We start from the raw sequence: 19,594 nt of genomic DNA, 5'->3' as shown, positions 1-19,594 counted from the left end.
GGCTGGCTCCGTCGAAACTTCAGCGAAAGTCGTCCAAGAATGAAAAAACAGTTGCCTGGCCGGATTGGCAACCCGAGGAGTAAGCACTAGAGTATGCGCGCGCAAAACGGGCTTGAGCCGTTCGCACATCGTTGTCGCGTTTATTACGAGGACACCGATGCCGGCGGCATCGTGTATTACGTCAATTACCTTAAGTTTATGGAGCGGGCTCGAACCGAGCGGCTACGACACCTGGGCTTTGCCCAATCGCAGCTGGTGGGGGAGAACCTGTTGTTTGTCGTGCATTCCAGCGAAGCGCGTTACCACGCGCCGGCGCGGCTGGACGACGAGCTTCTGATCAGTGCCCAAGTCACCGAGCTGAACCGGGCCAGCCTGCGATTCACCCAGCAGGTCAGGCGGTCCTCGGATCATGTGCTGCTCTGCGAGGGGCAGTTCCTGGTGGCCTGTGTACGCGCCGACAATTTCAAACCCCGCGCCATTCCAGACGCCCTGCGTACGGCCTTCGCCGACGAGGGCAGCGCGGGTACACACTCAGAGCAGGAGATAAAGCGTGGAAGCTAACGTCGTCGACCATTCCTCCATGTGGAGCCTGGTCAGCAATGCCAGCGTTGTAGTGCAGTTGGTAATGCTGACCCTGGTAGCCGCATCGGTGACTTCATGGATCATGATCTTTCAGCGCAGCAACCTGCTGCGCGCCGGTCGACGTGCCCTGGAGAGCTTCGAGGAGCGCTTCTGGTCCGGTATCGACCTGTCCAAGTTGTATCGCCAGGCGGGTAGCAATCCTGATCCGGACTCTGGCGTCGAGCAGATCTTCCGTGCCGGCTTCAAGGAATTCTCCCGCCTGCGCCAGCAGCCGGGTGTCGAACCCGAGGCGGTGATGGAAGGCGTGGCCCGGGCCATGCGCGTAGCCATCTCCCGCGAGGAAGAGAAGCTCGAGCAGAGCCTGCCGTTTCTCGCTACCGTCGGCTCCGTCAGCCCATACATCGGTCTGTTCGGTACTGTATGGGGGATCATGAACTCCTTCCGTGGCCTGGCTTCCGCCCAGCAAGCGACCTTGGCCACTGTCGCCCCAGGCATCGCCGAAGCGCTGGTAGCGACTGCCATCGGCCTGTTCGCGGCCATCCCGGCGGTGATCGCCTACAACCGTTTCTCCGCTCGCGGCGAGACGCTGATCAGCCGCTACTACACCTTCGCCGACGAGTTCCAGGCGATCCTGCACCGTAAAGTGCACACCAGCGAAGAGTGAGCAGGTAAACCCAATGGCCCGAGTTCGCCACAAACGCAAGCCGGTTGCCGAGATGAACGTAGTGCCCTACATCGATGTGATGTTGGTACTGCTGGTCATCTTCATGGTGACCGCGCCGATGCTCAACCAGGGTGTGAAAGTCGACCTGCCCAAGGTTTCCAGCGAAGCCTTGCCCCAGGACAACAACACCCAGGTGCTGACCATCTCTATCAAGGCTGACAAGACCTACTACTGGAACCTTGGCAGCGAAGTCGATACCGACAAGCAACAGGACAAGGCAATGACCTTGCCGCAGATGACCGACGCGGTGACCAAGATCATCCGTGCCGGCAACGAAGGCGGCAAGCACACCCAGGTGTTCATTCGCGGCGATAAATCCGTCGACTACGGCGCCGTGATGGGTGCCATGGGCGGCCTGCAAAAAGCCGGCGTCGGCAACGTTGGCCTGATTACCGAGGCGCCCTGATGCAGCAACAGCGAGAGCCGTCCGCTTCGGAAAGCTACTTCTGGCCTAGTGTCTGGGCGATCGCCCTGCACGTTCTGGTGTTCGGCATGCTGTTCGTCAGCTTTGCCATGACTCCAGAGTTGCCACCGGCCAAGCCGATCGTCCAGGCGACCCTGTACCAGCTGAAATCGAAGAGTCCGGCGACCACCCAGACCAATCACAAGATTGCGGGTGAGGCGAAGAAATCCGCCGCGCGCCAGACCGAAGCCGAGCAGTTGGAGCAGAAGAAGGTCGAGCAGGAAGAGATCAAGGCCGCGGAACAAAAGAAAGAAGAGGCTGCCCAAAAAGCCGCGGAAGCGAAAAAGGCTGACGAGGCCAAGAAAGCCGATGAGGCGAAGAAGGCTGATGAAGCCAAGAAAGCCGCTGAAGCGAAAAAGGCCGAAGAGAAGCAACTGGCCGATGTAGCCAAGAAAAAGGCCGAGGAAGAAGCCAAGAAAGCTGCTGAAGAAGAGGCCAAGAAAAAGGCCGCTGAAGAAGCGAAGAAGAAAATCGTCGAAGACGCGAAGAAGAAAGCCGCGGAAGACGCCAAGAAGAAAGCCGAAGCTGACGAGGCGAAGAAAAAGATCGCCGAGGATGCGAAGAAGAAAGCTGCTGCCGACGCCGCGAAGAAAAAGGCCCAGGAAGCAGCGCGCAAATCTGCCGAAGAGAAAAAGGCCCAGGCCCTGGCGGACTTGCTTTCCGATAAGCCGGAGCGTGAAGCCACGAAATCGGATGAGGTAGGTGACAGTGTCGCAGGCAGTTTCGATGACCTGATTCGTATTCGTGCGGCGGAAGGCTGGGCTCGTCCTCCTTCGGCGCGCAAGGGCATGACGGTGGAACTGCGGATTGGCATGTTGCCAGATGGTACGGTGACCACGGTCAGCGTGATCAAGTCCAGTGGTGACGGTCCGTTCGACGCTTCGGCGGTAGCGGCAGTCAAGAACATTGGACGTTTGACAGAAATGCAGGGTCTGAGTCCGAAGGACTTCGCTCCCTATCGTTCATTCAAGATGACATTCACACCTGAGGACCTAGCCTTGTGAGAAACCTTCTTCGAGGAATGCTTGTCGTTATTTGCTGCATGGCAGGGATAGCGGCGGCGGATGAAAAAAACATTCTGGTCACCAGTGGCAGTGACCGGGCGACGCCGATCGCGGTGGTTCCGTTCGGCTGGCAGGGCGGTAGCGTCCTGCCGGACGACATGGCGCAGATCATCGGCGATGACCTGCGCAACTCGGGTTACTACGCGCCGATTCCCAAGCAGAACATGATCAGCTTGCCGACCCAGGCCAGCGAAGTCATCTTCCGTGACTGGAAGGCCCTGGGTGCCCAGTACGTGATGGTCGGCAGCATTGTGCCGGCCGGTGGTCGACTGCAGGTGCAGTACGCGCTGTTCAACGTCGCCACCGAGCAGCAGGTCCTGACCGGCAGTGTCTCTGGTGGGGTTGACCAACTGCGGGACATGTCGCACTACATCTCCGACCAGTCCTTCGAGAAACTTACCGGCATCAAGGGTGCGTTCTCCACGCGCCTGCTGTACGTGACCGCGGAGCGTTTCTCCACCAATAACACCCGTTACACCCTGCAGCGTTCGGACTACGACGGTGCCCGGGCGGTGACCCTGCTGCAATCCCGCGAGCCGATCCTGTCGCCACGTTTCGCCCCCGATGGCAAGCGTATCGCCTATGTATCGTTCGAGCAGAAGCGCCCGCGCATCTTCGTCCAGCACATCGATACTGGCCGTCGTGAGCAGATCACCAACTTCGAAGGTCTCAACGGTGCGCCAGCCTGGTCGCCGGACGGCAGTCGCTTGGCGTTCGTGCTGTCCAAGGATGGCAACCCCGACATCTATGTGATGAACATGGCTTCGCGCCAGATCAGTCGTGTCACCAGCGGCCCAGGCATCAATACCGAGCCGTTTTGGGGCAAGGATGGTTCGACCATCTACTTCACTTCCGACCGGGGGGGAAAGCCGCAAGTATATAAAAGCAATGTCAACGGCGGTGGCGCAGAACGTGTGACCTTTATTGGTAACTACAACGCCAACCCGAAACTTTCTGCTGACGAAAAGACCCTGGTAATGATTCATCGCCAGGATGGTTTCACCAACTTCCGGGTGGCTGCTCAAGATTTGCAGCGCGGTAGTGTAAAAATCCTTACAGATACCAACCTTGATGAGTCAGCTACTGTTGCGCCCAACGGCACCATGGTAATCTACGCCACCCGCCAGCAGGGCCGGGGAGTCTTGATGCTCGTGTCCATTAATGGACGTGTGAGGCTCCCGCTTCCTACCGCTCAAGGCGAAGTCAGAGAACCGTCCTGGTCCCCTTACCTGAACTGACGCGGCGCTACAATGTTTCACTTAACACACTGGGGTTCATTAGGAGTTTCACGATGGAAATGTTGAAGTTTGGTAAGTTTGCTGCGCTGGCTCTGGCCATGGCTGTGGCTGTAGGTTGCTCCTCTAAAGGCGGCGACAACGCTGGTGAAGGCGCTGTTGATCCAAACGCTGGTTACGGCGCTAACACTGGTGCTGTTGATGGCTCCCTGAGCGAAGAAGCAGCTCTGCGCGCAATCACCACCTTCTACTTCGAATACGACAGCTCGGATCTGAAGCCAGAAGCCATGCGCGCTCTGGACGTTCACGCCAAGGACCTGAAAGGTAACGGCGCTCGCGTTGTTCTGGAAGGCAACACCGACGAACGTGGTACCCGTGAGTACAACATGGCTCTGGGCGAGCGTCGTGCGAAAGCCGTTCAGCGCTACCTGGTACTGCAGGGCGTGTCCCCAGCTCAGCTGGAGCTGGTTTCCTACGGTAAAGAGCGTCCAGTTGCCACTGGCCACGACGAGCAGTCCTGGGCTCAAAACCGTCGCGTCGAACTGCGTAAGTAATTCGTCATGCGAACGTGCCGTCGTGCTGTAACTATCTTGGCTCTCAGTCTCACGCCTCTCGCGGCGTGGTCTGCGGTTCCTGTGGTCGATAGCAACTCTGGCTATGGAAATAGCGGGAGCAGTTATCCACCAGCGGGTTATGGCACGAACGGCGCCTATGCCGGGGGAGGGGTTTCGACCCCTGTCTCGGCACAGGGCGAGCTGTTCCAGCAACTGCAGCAAATGCAGGAGCAGATCGCACGGCAACAGGGTGTGATCGAAGTTCTGCAAAATGATGTAGCGCGCATGAAGCAAGAAAGCCTGGAGCGTTACCAGGATCTTGATCGGCGCATAGGAAGCGGTGTGGCACCTGCCGCGACTCCTGAGAATTCTTCCGCCGCTGGCAGTGCCAGCGCCGCCGGTACGGCAGCCGGAGCTGCTGCTCCAGCGCCTGCCGCCAGTAGCGAACCGGGTGATCCGGCCAAGGAAAAGCTCTATTACGATGCTGCCTTCGACCTGATCAAAGCCAAGGATTTCGACAAGGCCAGCCAGGCCTTCTCGGCATTCCTGCGCAAGTACCCCAACAGCCAGTACGCTGGTAATGCCCAGTACTGGTTGGGTGAAGTGAACCTGGCCAAGGGCGACCTGCAAGGCGCTGGCCAGGCATTCGCCAAGGTTTCCCAGCTCTATCCCAAGCACGGCAAGGTGCCGGATTCGTTGTACAAGCTGGCTGACGTAGAACGCCGCCTGGGTCATACCGACCGGGTCAAGGGCATCCTGCAGCAGGTTGTGGCCCAGTATCCGGGGACTTCCGCCGCACAATTGGCTCAGCGGGATTTGCAGCGCATGTAAGTGTGCTGGCGACCGTTACAAGAAACCCGCGCTTGCCGCGGGTTTTTTCGTTAGAATCTGCGCCCTTTTATGACACACGCTTCCTGGGATCTACGCGTTGACGGGGTTCCTTGAAGTGCCTGATGGAGGCGGACAGCCTGTTTAGCTGTTACGCCCGTGGCGAATATGCAAGACACATTGAGAATCACCGAAGTTTTCTACTCGTTGCAGGGGGAAACTCGGACTGCCGGGCTGCCTACGGTTTTCGTGCGCCTGACCGGTTGTCCGCTGCGTTGCCAATACTGCGACAGTGCCTATGCCTTCAGCGGCGGCACCCAACGTACCCTCGACAGTTTGCTCGAGCAGGTTGCCGGATTCCGTCCGCGTTATGTCTGTGTCACCGGTGGCGAGCCGCTGGCGCAACCCAACGCCATTCCTTTGCTCAAGCAGTTGTGCGATGCCGGCTACGAGGTTTCGCTGGAGACCAGCGGCGCCCTCGATATCTCGGCGGTGGATCCACGGGTCAGTCGGGTCCTGGACCTCAAGACCCCGGGCTCCAAGGAAGCCCAGCGCAATCGTTACGAGAACATCGAGCTGCTGACAGCCAACGATCAGGTCAAGTTCGTCATCTGTTCTCGCGAGGACTATGACTGGGCGGTCTCCAAGCTGATCCAGTACCGCCTCGAGCAACGAGCCGGTGAAGTGCTGTTTTCACCAAGTCATCACGACCTGGATGCACGGGAACTCGCTGACTGGATTGTTGCCGACAACTTGCCGGTGCGCCTGCAGTTGCAGCTGCACAAGTATCTTTGGAACGACGAGCCGGGGCGTTGAAATGACCAAGCCAGCAGAACACCAAGCAGTACCTGAAAAACGTGCAGTGATCCTCCTTTCCGGCGGCCTGGATTCGGCCACCGTGGTCGCCATGGCTCGCGCCGAAGGCTACTGCTGCTACACCATGAGCTTCGACTACGGCCAGCGCCACCGCGCGGAGCTGCAGGCTGCCGAACGAGTGGCCCGTGACCTGGGAGTGGTGGAGCACAAGGTCATTGGCCTCAACCTCGATGGCATAGGCGGCTCGGCCCTCACCGATAGCTCCATCGACGTGCCACAGGCACCTGGTGAGGGCATTCCTGTCACCTACGTGCCGGCGCGCAATACGGTGTTCCTTTCCCTGGCCTTGGGCTGGGCGGAAGTCCTCGAGGCTCGGGATATCTTCATCGGGGTCAATGCAGTGGATTACTCCGGCTACCCGGATTGCCGTCCCGAGTTCGTCGAGGCCTTCGAGCGCATGGCCAACCTGGCGACCAAGGCCGGTGTCGAAGGGCAGGGCTTTCGGATCAAGGCGCCCCTGCAGAACCTCAGCAAGGCCGACATCATCAAGGCTGGGGTACGGCTTGGAGTCGATTACGGGCTGACTGTCTCGTGCTACCAGGCGGATGACCTGGGCCGTGCCTGCGGTAAATGCGACAGCTGCCGCCTGCGTGCCGATGGCTTCCGCGCAGCCGGTGTCAGCGATCCAACACCCTATTTTTGATTTTTTTCATCTGGGGTGTTGAATTATCGTTAGAAATCAGTATTATACGCGCCACCACACAGCGGGTCGTTAGCTCAGTTGGTAGAGCAGTTGGCTTTTAACCAATTGGTCGTAGGTTCGAATCCTACACGACCCACCATATTCAAGGTCGGATGCGGTACTAGGAAGGGGGCTTGCCAGGGCAAGTCTACTAGTCCTGAAGCCGTCTGGAGCGAACAAAAGGCGCGCTCCTCGATGATGTCAATATGAAATAGCCCACTGCCGGTCCCGGTCAGTGGGTTTTTTCGTTCAAGCGGTCAACAAATCAGCTTCGCCTTAGCTGGGATTGTTCCATCTCGACGCTCGTATCTGGAACCCTCGCGCAAACATCGAATGCCGATGTCCGGCGCCGATCGGGCGTGCACAGTTCACCTTGCCGATACCGACATTCCTGGAGTCGAACGAAGCCGGGCGTTTAGTTTGTTCTCAATTCCACATGAAAGAGTCGCTTCGGTCTGGTATGAGCCCCATCAGCGCTGCTGGCTCAAACGAATCTTCTATCGAGCGGCAGGGCGGTATTCCTAGATCCGCCCAGAGCGTCCCTGGTCCGTCCCAACTCAGCTCATGAGAAAGCCCTGTGCAGAGCTTGGATATCTGTTCCAGCGGGTACTGTTCAGGCCGTCTCTGCCTGGGCAATGCTGCAGCAGCTCGGAGGCTGTCGGGGACCACTGAGCGAGTGAGTCTTCAACTGTTGCCGCATGAGATCCAAGAAGCAGCGCTGGGGCCATCGGATAAGTCAGGCAATGGTGTCTTTCAACATCCAGGTCAACGGCAACACGCATATAGCTTTGGAAGTCACTGATGAATTCTGAAATAAATGCGGCTGCCTTGAGCCTCATCGACGAACAGCGCAGCGATCAAGGTGGCCAGCTTGATGCTGTGCTTCTCGGTGGCCTGTGACCTGGAGACCGTGATTTTCCCCCTTCCATCACCTGCTGCGGCCGGCGCAGCAGCACGATCTTACCGCTGTCGACGTGCGGAGCGACCAGGGCTGGCTGTGCATGATTCCCGCGCGAGCGTGGCGGATATTTGAGCAATGCCCCGTATTCGCCTCCTCTCGCATGCATGACGGCACGACGCATCCTTCCGGTCGGACTCTACGGCCGTCCGCGCCATTCCCCGACCGGCTGTGCTCCTCTCCATACCCAATGCTTCGCATGGCCAATTATTTGCCGATGATTTTTTTCGCGGGACAAAACGTCAATGAATTGGGACGAAACGCTTAACAGTCGGATTGTTGTGGGATCTACGATAACCAAGCCGTCGTGACCGCCAAAAATAATCCGGCAAAGGAGCGCTCATATGGAGCAATCACGACGGATCAGATGGGAAGTCAAATTGTTCGAGACGATGTGCCTGCCTGAGCAGGGGTTTGTTTTTTCCTGCCAGAAGAAAAGCTACGTATGTCACCCGAATGAGCCCGTCAGCGCATTTGACGAATGCCTGCCGGTAATTGTCAGCATGCTGCGAAAGCTGGGCGCGGCGACGCCGCCCGAGGTTTTTCACGTCGTACTGCACGCGGCGACCGGCTCGCCTGGTCGGCGCAGCTTCATACATCCACCTGGAGAGAACCCGCATGAGCAACGTGAGTGTTGTAGCGAAGGCTAAGGAAGCGCTGTCGATCAAGGAAGCGCCGGTGGCGGCAGAGCAGTTTGAAACACCGGAGACGGTATCGAAACGGACCTCGGTGAAGCTCACCAATCTGGGGAGCGCTGGGCAGTCGAAGCGTTCGGGGCTGGACAGCCAACTGGTGTGGTACGACACGGTGCAGCTGGCGAAGCCGCAGCCGGACGACAGCATGTTCGTGCGGGTGATCAACTCGCTGTACAGCGGGGTGGTGGTGTACCTGGACAACGTGGTGAACCTGCTACCAGCGATCCCCGAGCGGATGCAGGTAGTGCTGAAGCTGCGCGACGCCGCGGATCTGAAGGCGTTCCGCGACAGCCCGCAGTGTGCTGACTTCAAGGCGGACGGCAAGCACTGCCGGAGCATTGCGTACCACGAGGCGGGGGCGCTGCGACAACTGGGCGCGGAAGGCTTCACGACCTGCTACACGAGCTATGTGGATGATCGCGAGAGTCTGCTGAGCGCGATCAACGAGGGGTTGGCGTTCAACTATCTGTGGATCCTGTTCCGTGACCCGACCAACATTCCGCTGGAACTGGTGATCGCGTCATTGCAATCGACCGGAACGATCCTGATGAAGGAGATCAAGGATCCGGCCAACGTGGACGACGCGATTGTCTCGTACGGGGTGATGGAGTACGGAGCGGAAGGGGTGATCTTCTCGCCACGCGACCACGCGGTGATGACGTGCTTCCTGGGACAGTTGTCAGACGCGGAGCACGGCAACCTAGCGATCCAGGTGGGGACGGTAGTGGAAAGCCGGCCGGTGGGGATGGGCTATCGCGCGTGCATCGATACCTCGACATTGTTCGAACCGGACGAGGGGATGCTGGTGGGGAGCACGTCGCAGGGTGGGTTGCTGTGCTGCCCAGAGGTGTTCTTCCTGCCATACATGGAGCTGCGGCCGTTCCGAGTGAATGCGGGAGCGGTGCATTCATATGTGTTCAACACGGACAACCGGACCGACTACATGAGCGAGCTGAAGGCGGGTTCGCCGGTAATGCTGGTGAACTCGAAAGGGCGGGTGCGGCGTGCATCGGTGGGGCGGATGAAGATCGAGCAGCGTCCACTGCGGCTGATTGAGGTGGAATTCGCGGGTCGGGAGCGGGTGAACATCCTGATGCAGGACGACTGGCATGTGCGGGTGTTCTCGGATGGGGCGAAGCCGCTGAACATCTCGGAGCTGAAACCGGGAGACAAGGTACTGGGCTATGTGACGGAGCCGGGTCGTCACGTGGGGATCAAGATCAACGAGACGATCATCGAGAAGTAGGAGGGAACATGGGCTACGTCGGCAGGAAACTGAGAGAGCGTCGAATTCTGTTCCCGGATTCGCAGCGCGGGCTGATCGTACCCGTTGATCATGGCCTGACGCTGGGCCCGATCGCGGGACTGGATGCCATGGACGCGTTCAAGGGGTGGATCGGCAGTCCGCACATCAGCGCGGTACTGGGGCACAAGGGCTTGATCGAGCGGCTGATTGTGCGCGAGCGGCTGCACCCGGCGACTGGGGTGATCGTGCACCTGAATGGAATGGCAAGCCTGTCACCGGACGCGGATACCAAGGTGATGGTGTCGGATATCGAAACGGCGCTGAGGCTGGGGGCGGACGCGGTGTCGGTGCAGGTGAACTTCACAGAAGAGAACTTCGCGCACAACTTCACGATGCTGGGCGCGGTGACGGACGCGGCGCACGAGGCTGGCCTGCCATTGCTGACGATGCTGTACGACAAGGTCAAGGCGGCGACGGCAGCGGAGCGGTTGGGGCGGCTGAACCATTTGGTGCGGGTGGTAACGGAACTGGGTTCGGACGCGGTGAAGCTGGCGTATCCGGAATCGCTGCATGAAATCGGGGAACTGGTGCGGCGGCATGGCGGCGATATTCGGATGTTCTTCGCGGGTGGGGAGAAGACGAGCGAAGAAGGGCTGGTAGCAATGACGCGGGCGGTGGTGCAGCAGGGAGCGAGCGGGCTGTGTATCGGCCGCAACGTGTTCCAGCATGCGCGGCCGCAAGCGTTGCTGAGGCTGCTTGCCGGCTGCGTGAAGGGAGAGGAAACCGAACGTGTGCTGGAGCTCGACGCAGTGTGAATGCCGCACGCGGGCGAAGGTGAATCCGATATGAGTCTGATCTCCGCGCCCGGGACGGGCGCGGTTCTTGAGGGCGGAACCGATGAATACAACGAATCACCAGGGAACAGGCTTGCCAGCTCCGGTAGCACATGAGCTCTCGCCGTTATGGGTGGACATGTTTCCGGCGGGGTTGCTGGAGGATCTGAGCGCAAACCCGTTCCTGGCGGCGTGCCGGGCGGGCACGGTGAGTGAAGCGCAACTGCGCGGTTTCCTGATTCAGCACCATCATTATTCGCAGTACTTCACACGTTACCTGTGCTCGCTGATGGGGAGCCTGACGGACCTGGGCGAATTCAAGGCGCTGTCGCACAACCTGGCTGAAGAGCTGTCGGGCAATGACACGGACCAGGTCTCGCATGCGGAGCTGTATCGCGAGGCGATGGACGAGCTGGGCGCAGTGCCGCGCAGCCTGCCGGTGCTATCGAGCACGAGGGCGCTGATCGACGCTATGTTCCGCTACTGTCGCGGCGAGGATCCGCTGGATGGGCTGGCAGCCCTGTGCCTCGGCGCGGAGGCGATCGTGCCGATCGTCTACGGGCCGATCCTCGATGCGTTGCGGCATCGGCACGCGTCGACGCGGGCGTTGCGGTTCTTCCAGATCCATGTGGAAGAAGACGAGCAGCACGCAATCGTGATGCGCGAGATCATCGATCGGATGATCTGCGAACGACCCTATCTGCGTGCTCGGGTGGTGGCGGTCGGCGAGGAGATGGTACGGCTGCGGATGGCGATGCTGAGCGAGCTGCTGGCCTATGGCACTGACGGCGGCGCGCGCCTTCCGGAAGCGGCGCTAGCCGCATTGCGTGCGGATGCGTCGCTGGGCAGTGGCAACTTCCTTGACTTGTGCCTTGGGCTGAGCCCAGTGAAGGGCGTCGAGTTCCTGTACCTCGACAAGCCTCTGAGCTATGCGGACGGTACCCGGCTCCACGCGCTGAGCCTGGAGACGCTGCAGCAGTACCGGCGTTCGCTGGCGGACTGGTATTTGCGCCAAGACGTGGGCCGAGACGACGTTGTGGCGGTCTGCGTGGAAGATGGCATCGCACCGTTCCTGCATTACCTGGCGCTGACGAGCCTAGGCGCGGCGATCGCATTGATTAATCCGGCGATGCCCGCCGAGGTGGGCTCGGCCTACATGCGCGAGAACGGCTTCGACAAACTGGTGGTAGATGCGCAGACGCAGGCGTCGAGCGGCTTCGTGCAGCAGTGGCGGGAGCTGAATGCGGTGGCCCTCGTCGATGTATCGCAGGCGCGCCTCGAGCCGGTGGTCGAACTGCCCGCGTGGTGGCCGGTCGCGCCGGAGGATTCGACGCTGGTGATGCTGAGCCATACGTCGGGGACAACCGGCGTGCCGAAGGCGGTGCGCTTCGAGCACCGGCAATTCTTCATGGGCAAGCGGGCGCGCATCGGCCGCTTCGCGGAAGGTCCGGACGAGCGCCTGTTGACGGCACTGCCGCAGTCGCATTCGGCGGCGATCAGCCATCTGGAGACGGCGGTGCTGCACGGGCTCCCGACCTTCGTGATGGGCACTCAGGACGGCGATATGGTGCGCGCTGCGATCAAGGTATTCGCACCGACCACGGTGGTGGCGTTCCCGAAAAGCTACATGCAGTTGGTGGAGGGCGGCGTGGCGGAGCGCGAATTCGCCACGGTGCGGCGCTGGTTCAGCATGGGCGACGCGGCCCACCAGAGCCACACGCGCCGCCTGCTGGTGGGGGCGCCGGCATCGCGCTTCATCGATGCGTTTGGCAGCTCCGAACTGGGCATGGCGCTGTTTCGTAGCGAATCGACGCTGGGCGCGCTGGCACCGCAGCGTGCGATCGGCCGGCCAGTGGATATCGCGGTGGCGAAGATCCTGCACTCGGAAACGGGCGACGAGATGCCGCCTGGCCAGACAGGGTTGCTGGCGGTGCGTTCGCCCACGATCACCTCGGGCTACTGGCAGCAGCCGCAGCGCACCCAGGGCGCGTGGCGCGACGGCTACTTCCTGACTGGCGACGTCGCGTACTGCGAGGGCGGCGTGTTTTATCAGATCGACCGTGAAGTCGATGTGGTGACGTCGCCGTTCGGTGTGCTTTACACGCTGCAGCTGGAAGAGGTCGCGCAGCAGGTGGATGGCGTGTGCGACGTGGCTGTAGTCGGCGTGGAAGGTGCCGCGCCGGGGGATCCCGCGCTGCTCGCGCTGGTGCTGCCGGAGCGCCGCGTGACGGATCCCGCCGCTCTGGCCTCGGGTGTACGCGACGCGTTGCGCGACGCGATCGGCGCGCAACTGCCGGAGGAGGTGGTCGCGGTGGCCGTGGTGCGCAGCCTGTCGTTCCTGCCGGTGGGCGCGACTGGGAAAGTGCTGAAGCGGCTGCTGCGCCACTCGGCGGGGGCCTTGCTGCAGCAGGCGGCGGACGGCGGGGCGGCGAGCCACGACGTACTGCATGTGACGCGTCGGGCGACAGCCGGCGTGGGGGTCTGAATGGAGAGGTCAAGACAGATGGCTGATCAGAGCTATGAATCCGACGCCGTCGCGTCGGTACGGCGGCGGCTGGCCGCCGCTGAGGCGGAGCGGTTGACGCAGTACGAATGCGACGGGCGCATCTTCGAGGTCCACGACGGCGTGTTTCCGCCAACGCATTTCCAGTCGACGCGAATCTTCACGCGGCACCTGCCGTATCCGCACGGCGGCGCGTTCCTGGAGATCGGTTGCGGTACAGGCGTGACGGCGGTGACGGCTGCGTTGTCGGGCTGCGCGCGGGTGGTGGCCTCGGATATCAGCGAGGCGGCTGTGCGCAACGCACGGGCGAACGTGGAGCGCCACGGCGTGGCGGAGCAAGTATCGACGCGCCACGGCGACCTGTTTGACGTGCTGGACGATGGTGAGCGGTTCGACATGATTTTCTGGAATTCGAACTTCGTGTTCGTGCCGGAAGACTACGCGTTCGAGCAGCCGATCCTGCGCGCGTTTTGCGACGCGGGCTACGTCGCCCATCGCCGCTTCCTGCGGGAAGCACCGTCGTACCTGAGTCCGTCGGGCCAGTTGTTGATCGGCTTCAGCAGCCAGGGCGACGAGTCCGCGCTTACAGCGCTGCTGACGGAGCACGGCTATGCATCGACGGTGGTTGCGTCGGCGTATGGCGAGGGTCCGGGCGCGCACCGTTACGACATTCTGCGGCTGTGGCCCGGTGGTGCGCCGTCCGGGCGCGACGTGGGAGGGGCCGGCGCGTGATGGCGGATGCATTCGACGCGTCGTCGCAAGGCCGACAGCGCCCCGTGGCGATCGTCGGCGGTGGGCCGGTGGGGCTGATGTTGGCGCTGTTCCTTGATCGTCACGGGGTGGCGAGCGTGGTGTTCAACCTGGAAAAGGACAGCCGCTGGCATCCGAAGGGGAGTACCCACAACACACGGACCATGGAGCACTATCGGCGGCTGGGTGTATCGGAGGCGGTGCGTGGGCTGGGGTTGCCGGTGGATCATCCGCGCGACATCGCCTACTTCACACGGCTTGCGGGCTGGGAGCTGGCGCGGTTCGGCATGGGCACGGAGCGCGAGCGGTCGCGCGCGGCTCACGAAGGCGGTGAACTTGATCAGCAGCCCGAGCCACTGCTGCGCGTCAACCAGATGTACGTGGAGCGCTTCCTGCTCGCGCATGCGGGTACGCGCTCGAACATCACGCTGCGTTATGGCTGGCGGGTAAGCGGTTTCGAGCAGGATACGACGGGCGTGACGCTGTCGGCGGAGCCGGCAGACGGCGGCACTGGCGAGCGCTGGCGCGTCGCCTACCTGGCGGGCTGCGACGGCGGCGCGAGTTTCGTGCGCCGTACGCTTGGGATCGCCTACGAGGGGCCTGGCGGCGCGCACGATGGCTTCCTGGGCGGGCGCATGTTCTCGAGCTACGTGCGGATCCCAGCGTTGCACGGGGAGTTGCTTGGCGACCGCAAGGCCTGGATGTACAACGTGATGGCGCCTGGCGCGCGGATGCTGCTGGTGAGCCTGGACGGTGGCGACGAGTTCCTGCTGATGTCGAAGCCGGCAATCGGAGAGGCGGAGCCGAACGATGCGACGGTGATCCGGCGGATCCAGGAAGGCGTGGGCTGCGCGGTGGACGTGGAGGTGCTCGCGCATGCGCCGTGGCAGGGTGGCGTGGCGCTGGTGGCGGAGCGCTTCTCGGCAGGGCGGGTGTATCTGGCCGGCGACGCGATTCACCTGTTCTCGCCTACAGGTGGGCTCGGGATGAACACCGGCATCGACGGCGCGGCGAATCTTGCGTGGAAGCTCGCGGCGGCGGTGCAGGGCTGGGCGGGAGACAGCCTGCTGGCGTCGTACGAGGCGGAGCGCCGACCGATCGCACAGCGTAACACCGCTGCAGCGCGCTTTCTGACGCAACGGGTTGGCGAACTGCGGGTGCCGGCGCAAGTGGAGGCCGACGACGCGGCAGGCGAGGCGGCGCGGCGCGAGCTCGGCGAACAGCTGACGGGGTTTCGTCGCCAGTTCGAGGCACCCGGTGTGGAACTGGGCGCGCGCTATGACGGTTCGCCGATCGTGTGGCCGGATGGCGTTCCGCCTGAGGATGATCTGCTGGCCTACCGGCCGAGCAGTGTGCCGGGCGGCCGACTGCCGCATGTGTGGGTGACGGGGGCGGACGGCGTGCGGCGTTCGATGTTCGATCTGCTTGGTACGGGGTTCACGTTGCTGCGGGTCCGCGCGTGCGACGCGTCCGCCGGGAGGGATGACGACGCCACGCGGTTGGCCGATGCGGCGCGTGCGCGGGGGATCCCATTGGCGATCGTCGATGTGGAATCGGATGCGGCGCGCGCGTTGTACGCGCGGCGCTTGGTTCTGGTACGACCCGACCAGCACATCGCATGGCGCGGCGATACGGCGCCGCGCCATGCGGGCGCGGTGCTCGATCGTGCGGTGGGCCGGATCTGATGGCCGCGCGCAGGGTGGATGGGTTTTCTTGTCACAGGAGAACACGATGATTGAAACAGAAGTGTTGATTGTGGGGAGCGGCCCGTCTGGGGCCGCGGCGGCGCTGTTCCTGAGCAGCTACGGTATCGAGGTGATGGTGGTGACCAAGCACCGCTGGCTCGCCAACACCCCGCGTGCGCATATCACAGGCCAGCGGACGATGGAGATCCTGAACGAGTTCGGTGTCGGCGAATCGCTGATGGCGAACTCCGTGCTCAACGACATCATGGGCAACACAGTCTTTTGCGAGACGCTCGCGGGCAACGAGATCGCCCGCCTCAAGTCCTGGGGCGCGCACCCCGAGCGTATCAGCGACTACCGGATCGCGAGCCCGTTCCTGCTGTGCGATATTCCGCAGACCTACCTTGAGCCGATCGTGCTTGGCAAGGCCCTGCAAAACGGCGCACACGCGAAGTTCTCGACCGAGTACGTGCGCGCGGTGCAGGACGCGGACGGCGTGACCGTGACTGTGCGCGACCGTCTCGACAATCGCGAATACGCGATTCGCGCGAAATACGTAATCGGCGCCGATGGCGCACGTAGCCAGGTCGCGGCCGACGCGGCGCTGCCGATGATCGGCGAGGAGAACCAGGCTGGATGCATCAACATCTTCTTCGACGCGGACCTCGCGCCGCTGGTCCAGCACCGGCCGAGCGCGATCTTCCTGATCTTCAGCCGTGCGGCGATGGCGGGCGGCATAGGCGTCGGCGCGTTGCGGATGGTGCGGCCGTGGCACGAGTGGCTTGGCGTGTGGAACTACGACATCGATCGCCCGCCGCCGAAGCTGAGCGCCGACGATGCGACCGACATCCTCAAGCAGATGATTGGCGATTACGACACCGAGATCCGCGTGCGCTCGATTTCGACCTGGACGGTCAACAGCCGCTACGCGACACGCTATTCGAACGGCCGGATGTTTTGCGTCGGCGACGCGGTGCATCGTCATCCGCCTAACAACGGGTTGGGCTCGAACACCTCGATCCAGGATTCGTACAACCTGGCGTGGAAACTGGCCTACGTAATCAAGGGGCAGGCCGGCTCCGGGTTGCTCGACACCTATAGCGACGAGCGCGCGCCGGTTGGGCGCGGGATCGTCGAGCGCGCGATGAAAAGCATCGATGAGAGCCGCACTCTCAGTGCGGCGCTCGGCCTGGACCGCGCGGGCGGGCTGGACGACGACTACCTCATGCTGGGCGGCGAGGCCGGGCAGCGCCGGCGCGAGCATTTTTATCGTGCGCTGCGGGCGAAGAACTACGAATTCAACGGACATGGCACGGAACTCAATCACCTGTACCGGTCTGCGGCGATCGCGCCGGATCCGCAGGAACCTCCGCCGGCCGAGGACCCGGACCTGTTCTATCGCTTCCATTCGTCGTTTGTCGCCGGTGCGCGCGTGCCACACGTGTGGCTATCGTCGTGCGGCACGCAGGTGTCGTTGCTCGAGCTGGTCGGGCACGGCGCATTTACCGTGCTGACCGGCATCGCCGGTCGTGCCTGGGCACAGGCCGCGACGCGCTGCGCGGTGCAACTCGGCCTGCCGCTGCGGGCACAGGTGATCGGCCCGGGCGAGGCGGTCGAGGACCTGTACGGCGACCTGCACGCCCGCTGCGGTTTCGACGAGGGGTCGTGTGTGCTGGTCCGTCCGGACGGCCACATCGCATGGATCGGCGCTGCACCTGGCGACGAGGCGGCCTGCGCGGCGCGCTTGCGCGAGGTGCTGCTGCCGTTGCTTGGTCTGTCGCGCCCGGTCGCGCCCGTCGCGCAGCCGGCCCCGGCGGTACAGTGACGGGCTCCATTTGTTTCATGGGGACTCGATGATGACCCAGACGACTGACTCGTCGAAAGATTTCGTGGTGGTGCCGGACAAGTTGGCGGTAGCTACGTCGGAACGGTTCGTCCATCGCGAAGTGCTGGCCTCGGTGTCCACCGAGTTCAGCTACACGCGCCACCATGCGGTGGGCGTGGTCGATCTGCCGGTCCGGCCAATTGGCGCGGCTGCACCGGCACAGCTATGAAACCCTGATCTACGTGGTGCGCGGCGTCGCTCCGTTGTCGATCAATTAAAGGAGGATGCATGGAAAGGCTCAAAGGAAAGTATGCACTGGTCACGGGCGGCACGACGGGGATCGGATTGGAGACCGCTCGGCAGTTTCTCGAGGAGGGCGCGATCGTCGCGATCACCGGCCAGAACCCCGAAACCCTCGCGGCGGCGGAAAGCCGCTTCGGACGGGACGTGTGGGTGATCCGCAGCGATGCGGGCTCGGTCGCTGCGCAACACGCGCTCGCTCAGGAGTTGCGCGAGCGCTGGCCGCGCGTCGACGCGCTGTTCGTGAACGCGGGCATCGTCACTAGCCACGGACTCGACTTGGAGAGCGAGGAAAGCTATGACCGGCTGATGGCGATCAACGTGAAAGGGCCGTTGTTCCTGATCCAGGCTCTGGCGCCGTTGCTGGCGGAGCCGTCGTCGATCATCCTGTGTGGCTCGGTCAGCGGCCATCTCGGGCGTAGTGGCGTGAGCGCGGCCTATGCGACCAGCAAGGGGGCTCTGCTGTCGATGGGGCGCGCGCTGGCGGGAGAGTTCACCGGCCGGCGTATCCGCGTCAATAGCATCAGCCCGGGCCCGATCCGCACGCCCGCGTTCGACAAGCTCGGGATAGACAACACCGAGCGCGTGTTTGAGGAGGTCAAGGCGATGATTCCGGCCGGCCGGGTCGGGCTGCCGGAGGACGTGGCGCGTGCGGCCGTCTATCTGGCTTCAGACGAGTCGAGCTTCCTGCTCGGCGCTGAAATCGTCATTGACGGCGGCATGGTCTACGTGTGAACGCGTGGCGTCGGGCCTGGTGAACAGGTTCGCATGCAGGAACTCGACGAAGACCCGTAGCTTTGGCGATGGATGCTTGCCGGATGGCCACAGTACGTGGAACGCGCCGGAATTCTGTGTGTATTTGTCGAGCACGATCTGCAGTTCGCGCGCGGCTAACGCGTCGCGCACCGCGAAATCCGGTAGGCACGCGATGCCGTGGCCGGCTTTTGCGACATGCAGCAGGGTCTCGATATTGTTGCAGGTCATCCGCGCTGGAAGTTGCAGGCTTTCGTCGAGCGAGTCCGCGCAGAGCGGCCACTTCTCGAGCTTGCCAGTGGTGGGGAAACGGTGCTGGAGGCAGTCGTGCTCACGCAGGTCGGCGGGCCGCTCCGGCACGCCCTTGCGTGCAAAGTAGTCGGGTGCCCCGACCAGCAGCAAGCGGTAGACGCCGAGCCGGCGTGACATCAGCCGCGAATCGTTGAGCGTGCCGGTGCGTACCGCTGCGTCGAAACCCTCGTCGATCAGGTCGACGAGTCGATCGGTAAAATCGATGTCGAGTTCGATCTCGGGATAGCGCTGCATGAATGCGGCGATCACGGGCAGCATCAGGTCGCGCACCAGCGGCAGGCTGACACGGAACTTGCCGCGCGGTGCGTCGAGTGTATGCGACAGCTCTGATTCCGCCGCGGTGGCTTCCGCGAGGATGTGCTGGCAGCGCTTCAGGTAGAGCGCGCCTTCGGCGGTCAGATTCATACTGCGGGTACTGCGATGCAAGAGCCTGACGCCGAGCCGCTTTTCCAGGCGCGCGATGCTTTTGCCGACCGCGGACGCGGACAACCCGAGCTGCTGTCCGGCGCCGACGTAGCTGCGCGTCTCGGCGACCAGAACGAAGACTGTGATACCGCTCAACCTATCCATGGCTATTTCAGTGCGGAATATATTTCCCGTGACAAAGGAATTGTATGTGATTTTTCTCTCACGTTGAATCTCGTACGCTTGGATCAAACCGGGTGAATCGGTTTATAGGCAATCCGTGCATTCGCATGCGCGACTGCGCAGGGCGTGTCAGCCCGC

The 19,594-nt window shown here is 62.4% G+C and carries 19 protein-coding genes and 1 tRNA gene; 19 read left to right on the top strand and 1 reads right to left on the bottom strand.

Features of this window, described 5'->3' with window-relative positions; translation table 11 throughout:
- Positions 1-93 precede the first annotated feature (93 nt).
- The 19 genes from ybgC (at position 94) to C4K40_RS24185 (ending at position 18,538) form a co-directional block, all read left to right on the top strand.
- Positions 94-561: a tol-pal system-associated acyl-CoA thioesterase gene (gene ybgC / locus C4K40_RS24285; protein WP_022640509.1), complete on the top strand. Its 468-nt coding sequence runs from the start codon at positions 94-96 to the stop codon at positions 559-561.
- Entirely contained in the window at positions 551-1,246 is a 696-nt protein-coding gene (gene tolQ / locus C4K40_RS24280) for a protein TolQ (protein WP_022640508.1), read from the top strand. The genes ybgC and tolQ overlap by 11 nt, the downstream gene beginning before the upstream one ends.
- A gap of 13 nt (positions 1,247-1,259) precedes the next feature.
- Positions 1,260-1,712, top strand: a complete 453-nt coding sequence (tolR, locus tag C4K40_RS24275) for a protein TolR (protein ID WP_022640507.1) — start codon at positions 1,260-1,262, stop codon at positions 1,710-1,712.
- Positions 1,712-2,773 (top strand): cell envelope integrity protein TolA, encoded by a 1,062-nt coding sequence (gene tolA / locus C4K40_RS24270; protein WP_022640506.1) that lies wholly within the window; start codon positions 1,712-1,714, stop codon positions 2,771-2,773. The genes tolR and tolA overlap by 1 nt, the downstream gene beginning before the upstream one ends.
- Positions 2,774-2,790: 17 nt before the next feature.
- On the top strand, positions 2,791-4,071 hold the full coding sequence (gene tolB, locus C4K40_RS24265) for a Tol-Pal system beta propeller repeat protein TolB (protein ID WP_152898525.1): 1,281 nt from the start codon (positions 2,791-2,793) through the stop codon (positions 4,069-4,071).
- A 53-nt stretch (positions 4,072-4,124) separates the two neighbouring features.
- Positions 4,125-4,622 (top strand): peptidoglycan-associated lipoprotein Pal, encoded by a 498-nt coding sequence (gene pal, locus C4K40_RS24260; protein ID WP_022640504.1) that lies wholly within the window; start codon positions 4,125-4,127, stop codon positions 4,620-4,622.
- Positions 4,623-4,628: 6 nt separating this feature from the next.
- Positions 4,629-5,453 (top strand): tol-pal system protein YbgF, encoded by an 825-nt coding sequence (gene ybgF, locus C4K40_RS24255; protein ID WP_053131565.1) that lies wholly within the window; start codon positions 4,629-4,631, stop codon positions 5,451-5,453.
- A 165-nt stretch (positions 5,454-5,618) separates the two neighbouring features.
- The gene (queE, locus tag C4K40_RS24250) at positions 5,619-6,266 is read left to right on the top strand and encodes a 7-carboxy-7-deazaguanine synthase QueE (protein WP_031320383.1); all 648 of its coding nucleotides are present in this window, start codon (positions 5,619-5,621) and stop codon (positions 6,264-6,266) included.
- A gap of 1 nt (position 6,267) precedes the next feature.
- Positions 6,268-6,969, top strand: a complete 702-nt coding sequence (gene queC / locus C4K40_RS24245) for a 7-cyano-7-deazaguanine synthase QueC (protein WP_053131563.1) — start codon at positions 6,268-6,270, stop codon at positions 6,967-6,969.
- 63 nt (positions 6,970-7,032) lie between these two features.
- Positions 7,033-7,108, top strand: a tRNA-Lys gene (locus C4K40_RS24240).
- A 1,202-nt stretch (positions 7,109-8,310) separates the two neighbouring features.
- Positions 8,311-8,616, top strand: coding sequence for a hypothetical protein (locus tag C4K40_RS24225; RefSeq protein ID WP_124421362.1), 306 nt, complete (start codon positions 8,311-8,313; stop codon positions 8,614-8,616).
- Positions 8,585-9,907, top strand: a complete 1,323-nt coding sequence (locus tag C4K40_RS24220) for a 3-dehydroquinate synthase II (protein WP_083456901.1) — start codon at positions 8,585-8,587, stop codon at positions 9,905-9,907. The genes C4K40_RS24225 and C4K40_RS24220 overlap by 32 nt, the downstream gene beginning before the upstream one ends.
- Before the next feature lie 8 nt (positions 9,908-9,915).
- Positions 9,916-10,722: a class I fructose-bisphosphate aldolase gene (locus C4K40_RS24215; protein ID WP_053131560.1), complete on the top strand. Its 807-nt coding sequence runs from the start codon at positions 9,916-9,918 to the stop codon at positions 10,720-10,722.
- An 82-nt stretch (positions 10,723-10,804) separates the two neighbouring features.
- On the top strand, positions 10,805-13,225 hold the full coding sequence (locus tag C4K40_RS24210) for an AMP-binding protein (protein WP_083456900.1): 2,421 nt from the start codon (positions 10,805-10,807) through the stop codon (positions 13,223-13,225).
- 18 nt (positions 13,226-13,243) lie between these two features.
- Positions 13,244-13,975 carry a class I SAM-dependent methyltransferase gene (locus tag C4K40_RS24205; protein WP_053131553.1) on the top strand — a complete coding sequence of 244 codons (732 nt, stop codon included), beginning with the start codon at positions 13,244-13,246 and terminating at the stop codon, positions 13,973-13,975.
- The gene (locus C4K40_RS24200) at positions 13,975-15,678 is read left to right on the top strand and encodes an FAD-dependent monooxygenase (protein WP_053131550.1); all 1,704 of its coding nucleotides are present in this window, start codon (positions 13,975-13,977) and stop codon (positions 15,676-15,678) included. The genes C4K40_RS24205 and C4K40_RS24200 overlap by 1 nt, the downstream gene beginning before the upstream one ends.
- Before the next feature lie 46 nt (positions 15,679-15,724).
- A complete protein-coding gene (locus C4K40_RS24195) occupies positions 15,725-17,503 on the top strand; it encodes an FAD-dependent monooxygenase (RefSeq protein WP_053131547.1) in 1,779 nt (592 codons plus the stop codon).
- 31 nt (positions 17,504-17,534) lie between these two features.
- The gene (locus C4K40_RS24190; protein ID WP_124421361.1) at positions 17,535-17,732 is read left to right on the top strand and encodes a hypothetical protein; all 198 of its coding nucleotides are present in this window, start codon (positions 17,535-17,537) and stop codon (positions 17,730-17,732) included.
- 59 nt (positions 17,733-17,791) lie between these two features.
- Positions 17,792-18,538: an SDR family oxidoreductase gene (locus tag C4K40_RS24185; RefSeq protein ID WP_053131541.1), complete on the top strand. Its 747-nt coding sequence runs from the start codon at positions 17,792-17,794 to the stop codon at positions 18,536-18,538.
- Here the strand turns inward: C4K40_RS24185 and C4K40_RS24180 are convergent.
- Positions 18,473-19,438, bottom strand: coding sequence for a LysR family transcriptional regulator (locus C4K40_RS24180; RefSeq protein ID WP_083456898.1), 966 nt, complete (start codon positions 19,436-19,438; stop codon positions 18,473-18,475). The genes C4K40_RS24185 and C4K40_RS24180 overlap by 66 nt on opposite strands.
- Positions 19,439-19,594: the final 156 nt, after the last annotated feature.

Source organism: Pseudomonas sp. CMR5c (assembly GCF_003850545.1).
Lineage (GTDB): Bacteria > Pseudomonadota > Gammaproteobacteria > Pseudomonadales > Pseudomonadaceae > Aquipseudomonas > Aquipseudomonas piscis.
Note: the sequence above shows the minus strand (reverse complement) of the source record. Positions and strands in the feature narration are given on the sequence as shown.

Coding starts and splice junctions, on each gene's coding strand:
- ybgF (WP_053131565.1), top strand. CDS start 4,629: ATGCGAACGTGCCGTCGTGCTGTAACTATCTTGGCTCTCAGTCTCACG.
- C4K40_RS24180 (WP_083456898.1), bottom strand. CDS start 19,438: ATGGATAGGTTGAGCGGTATCACAGTCTTCGTTCTGGTCGCCGAGACG.
- C4K40_RS24195 (WP_053131547.1), top strand. CDS start 15,725: ATGATTGAAACAGAAGTGTTGATTGTGGGGAGCGGCCCGTCTGGGGCC.
- ybgC (WP_022640509.1), top strand. CDS start 94: ATGCGCGCGCAAAACGGGCTTGAGCCGTTCGCACATCGTTGTCGCGTT.
- C4K40_RS24225 (WP_124421362.1), top strand. CDS start 8,311: ATGGAGCAATCACGACGGATCAGATGGGAAGTCAAATTGTTCGAGACG.
- tolB (WP_152898525.1), top strand. CDS start 2,791: ATGCTTGTCGTTATTTGCTGCATGGCAGGGATAGCGGCGGCGGATGAA.
- C4K40_RS24210 (WP_083456900.1), top strand. CDS start 10,805: ATGAATACAACGAATCACCAGGGAACAGGCTTGCCAGCTCCGGTAGCA.
- C4K40_RS24200 (WP_053131550.1), top strand. CDS start 13,975: ATGGCGGATGCATTCGACGCGTCGTCGCAAGGCCGACAGCGCCCCGTG.
- tolA (WP_022640506.1), top strand. CDS start 1,712: ATGCAGCAACAGCGAGAGCCGTCCGCTTCGGAAAGCTACTTCTGGCCT.
- C4K40_RS24215 (WP_053131560.1), top strand. CDS start 9,916: ATGGGCTACGTCGGCAGGAAACTGAGAGAGCGTCGAATTCTGTTCCCG.
- queE (WP_031320383.1), top strand. CDS start 5,619: ATGCAAGACACATTGAGAATCACCGAAGTTTTCTACTCGTTGCAGGGG.
- C4K40_RS24205 (WP_053131553.1), top strand. CDS start 13,244: ATGGCTGATCAGAGCTATGAATCCGACGCCGTCGCGTCGGTACGGCGG.
- C4K40_RS24220 (WP_083456901.1), top strand. CDS start 8,585: ATGAGCAACGTGAGTGTTGTAGCGAAGGCTAAGGAAGCGCTGTCGATC.
- C4K40_RS24185 (WP_053131541.1), top strand. CDS start 17,792: ATGGAAAGGCTCAAAGGAAAGTATGCACTGGTCACGGGCGGCACGACG.
- C4K40_RS24190 (WP_124421361.1), top strand. CDS start 17,535: ATGACCCAGACGACTGACTCGTCGAAAGATTTCGTGGTGGTGCCGGAC.
- queC (WP_053131563.1), top strand. CDS start 6,268: ATGACCAAGCCAGCAGAACACCAAGCAGTACCTGAAAAACGTGCAGTG.
- tolR (WP_022640507.1), top strand. CDS start 1,260: ATGGCCCGAGTTCGCCACAAACGCAAGCCGGTTGCCGAGATGAACGTA.
- pal (WP_022640504.1), top strand. CDS start 4,125: ATGGAAATGTTGAAGTTTGGTAAGTTTGCTGCGCTGGCTCTGGCCATG.